The 2241-nt window shown below is 65.6% G+C and carries 3 protein-coding genes; 1 reads left to right on the forward strand and 2 read right to left on the reverse strand.

What is annotated here, in order from left to right; translation table 11 throughout:
- On the reverse strand, nt 1–493 hold a 493-nt coding region (gene pyrE, locus JHD07_RS38160), incomplete at its 3' end, for an orotate phosphoribosyltransferase (RefSeq protein ID WP_291631616.1).
- 176 nt (nt 494–669) lie between these two features.
- On the opposite strand from pyrE, the gene JHD07_RS38165 reads away from it, so the two are divergent.
- Nucleotides 670–1296: a glutathione S-transferase family protein gene (locus JHD07_RS38165; protein ID WP_291631618.1), complete on the forward strand. Its 627-nt coding sequence runs from the start codon at nt 670–672 to the stop codon at nt 1294–1296.
- A 121-nt stretch (nt 1297–1417) separates the two neighbouring features.
- Here the strand turns inward: JHD07_RS38165 and JHD07_RS38170 are convergent, their stop codons facing one another.
- Nucleotides 1418–2053: a LysE family translocator gene (locus JHD07_RS38170; protein WP_291631620.1), complete on the reverse strand. Its 636-nt coding sequence runs from the start codon at nt 2051–2053 to the stop codon at nt 1418–1420.
- Between the last annotated feature and the right edge of the window lie 188 nt (nt 2054–2241).

Raw genomic sequence — 2241 nt, forward strand, 5'->3', positions numbered from 1 at the left:
TGGCGCCTTCCTCGCGGTCCACCATGGTCAGCACCAGCACCACATTGGCGCCGGCCTCGCGCACGGATTCCACTGCCTTCATCGCCGAGCCGCCGGTCGTGGTGACATCCTCGACGATCACGACGCGCTTGCCGGCCAGCGTCTCGCCCTTGGGCAAGCCCTCGATCGCGAGCTTGGCGCCGTGCTCCTTCGGCTTCTTGCGCACGAAGAACGCCGCGATCGGATGGCCCTTGATCCAGGAGATCTGCGCCAGCGCGCCGGCGAGCGGCACCGCGCCCATCTCGAGCCCGCCGATGAAATCGAGCTGGTCGTCCTTCAGCGCCTCGTAGGTGAGCTCGGCAAGCAGCGTCGCGCCCTCGGGGTCGAGCATGGTCGGCTTGAGGTTGAAGTAGAAATCGCTCTTGCGGCCCGATGCGAGCGTCACCTCGCCGCGGCCGAACGAGCGCCGGCGGATGATTTCGAACAGGCGGGCGCGGGAGGCTGATTTCGACACGGCGTTCCCTCGAACAGGGTTTTTGGAGGAGGCGGAATTTATCCGGCACGGCCGCGACATTCCAGAGGGGGCGTCCCTCGTCAACAGGGATCGGCCATCCCGCGGCCGCCGGTTGTGGGGACGCGACCTTCTGGGCTAGGTGGATGCCCAGATTTCTCGGGGAGGAAGTGCCCAAAATGACCATCGAGCTGCACACCTGGAACACGCCGAACGGCCGCAAGATCTCGGTCGCGCTGGAGGAGATGGGGCTGCCCTACAAGGTGATCCCGGTGAATATCACCAGGGGCGAGCAGATGGCGCCCGAGTTCCTCAAGCTCTCCCCGAACAACAAGATCCCCGCGATCCTCGACCCCGAGGGGCCCGACGGCAAGCCCGTCAGCATCTTCGAATCCGGCGCCATCCTGCTCTATCTCGGCGAAAAGACCGGCAAATTCCTGCCGAAATCGCTCGGCCAGCGCATTCCCGTCTACGAATGGCTGATGTGGCAGATGGGCGGCTTCGGCCCGATGCCCGGTCAGGTGCACCATTTCATTGCGCTGGAGAACGAGCAGGACCGTGCCTATGGCCTGAAGCGCTACATGGCCGAGACGCGCCGGCTCTATGGCGTGCTCGACCGCCGTCTGGACGGGCGCGACTTCGTTGCCGGCGAGCTCTCGATTGCCGATTTTGCCATCCTGGGCTGGGCTTGGCGTCATCCTCGCCACAAGGTTGATCTGGCCGATTTCCCCAACGTCAAGCGCTGGTACGAGGCGCTGATGGCTCGCCCGGCGGTGAAGCGGGGCATGGAGGCGAAGCTGGATTGACGCTGGGCGTTGTCGTCACCCGCGGAGGCGGGTGACCCAGTAATCCGTGACGCCAGTGATTGAGCCGAGAACCCGCGGGTACTGGATGCCCCGCCTGTGCGGGGCATGACAGCGTTGCGCCTCACACCTTCTTCGCTTCGACCGCCATCCGCACTGCGAGCCCGGCCAGCACCGTGCCCATCAGCCAGCGTTGCACCAGCATCCAGCTCGGCCGGTTCGCAAGGAACAGCGCGATCGATCCGGCGGCGAGCGCGATCATCGCATTGACGCTGACGCTGATCGCGATCTGGATCGCTCCAAGCACCAGCGACTGTGTCAGCACGCTGCCGCCGGCGGGATCGATGAACTGCGGCAGCAGCGCCAGATACAGCATCGCGATCTTCGGATTGAGCAGGTTGGTGATGAAGCCCATCGCGAACAATTTGCGCGGGCTGTCGACTGCGAGCTTCCTGACCTGGAACGGTGAGCGACCTCCCGGCTTCACCGCCTGCCAGGCCAGCCAGAGCAAATAGGCGGCGCCGGCAAAGCGCAGCGCGTCATAGGCAAAGGGAATGGCCAGCAGCAGCGCCGTGATGCCAAACGCCGCGCACAGCATGTAGAACACGAAGCCGAGCGCGACGCCGCCGAGCGAGACGATGCCCGCCGCCGGCCCTTGCGTGATCGAACGCGAAATCAGGTAGATCATGTTCGGTCCCGGCGTGAGCACGAGGCCGAGGCTGACGAGGGCGAAGCCGAGCAGGGCGGAGGTGTGGGGCATGGGCGAACCGGTGCGGGGGACGGCACGGTTCTAATATGCAAGGTCTTGCCGGGCCATCGCGCAATTGCTCGGAGGACAATCGGGTGTGGTGGTGCGTCGAGCTCGGTGCGCCCCCTCGCCCCGTTCTTACGGGGCCGCGACGAGCTGCGCTCGCGCTGAGAGTGTGGGGGTGAGGGGCTCTCTCCACA

Origin of the sequence: Bradyrhizobium sp. (genome assembly GCF_016462955.1) — a bacterium.
Taxonomy (GTDB): Bacteria; Pseudomonadota; Alphaproteobacteria; order Rhizobiales; family Xanthobacteraceae; genus Bradyrhizobium.

Excerpts from the sequence above, each read along its gene's own strand:
- JHD07_RS38170 (WP_291631620.1), bottom strand. The coding sequence starts at position 2,053 with ATGCCCCACACCTCCGCCCTGCTCGGCTTCGCCCTCGTCAGCCTCGGC.
- JHD07_RS38165 (WP_291631618.1), top strand. The coding sequence starts at position 670 with ATGACCATCGAGCTGCACACCTGGAACACGCCGAACGGCCGCAAGATC.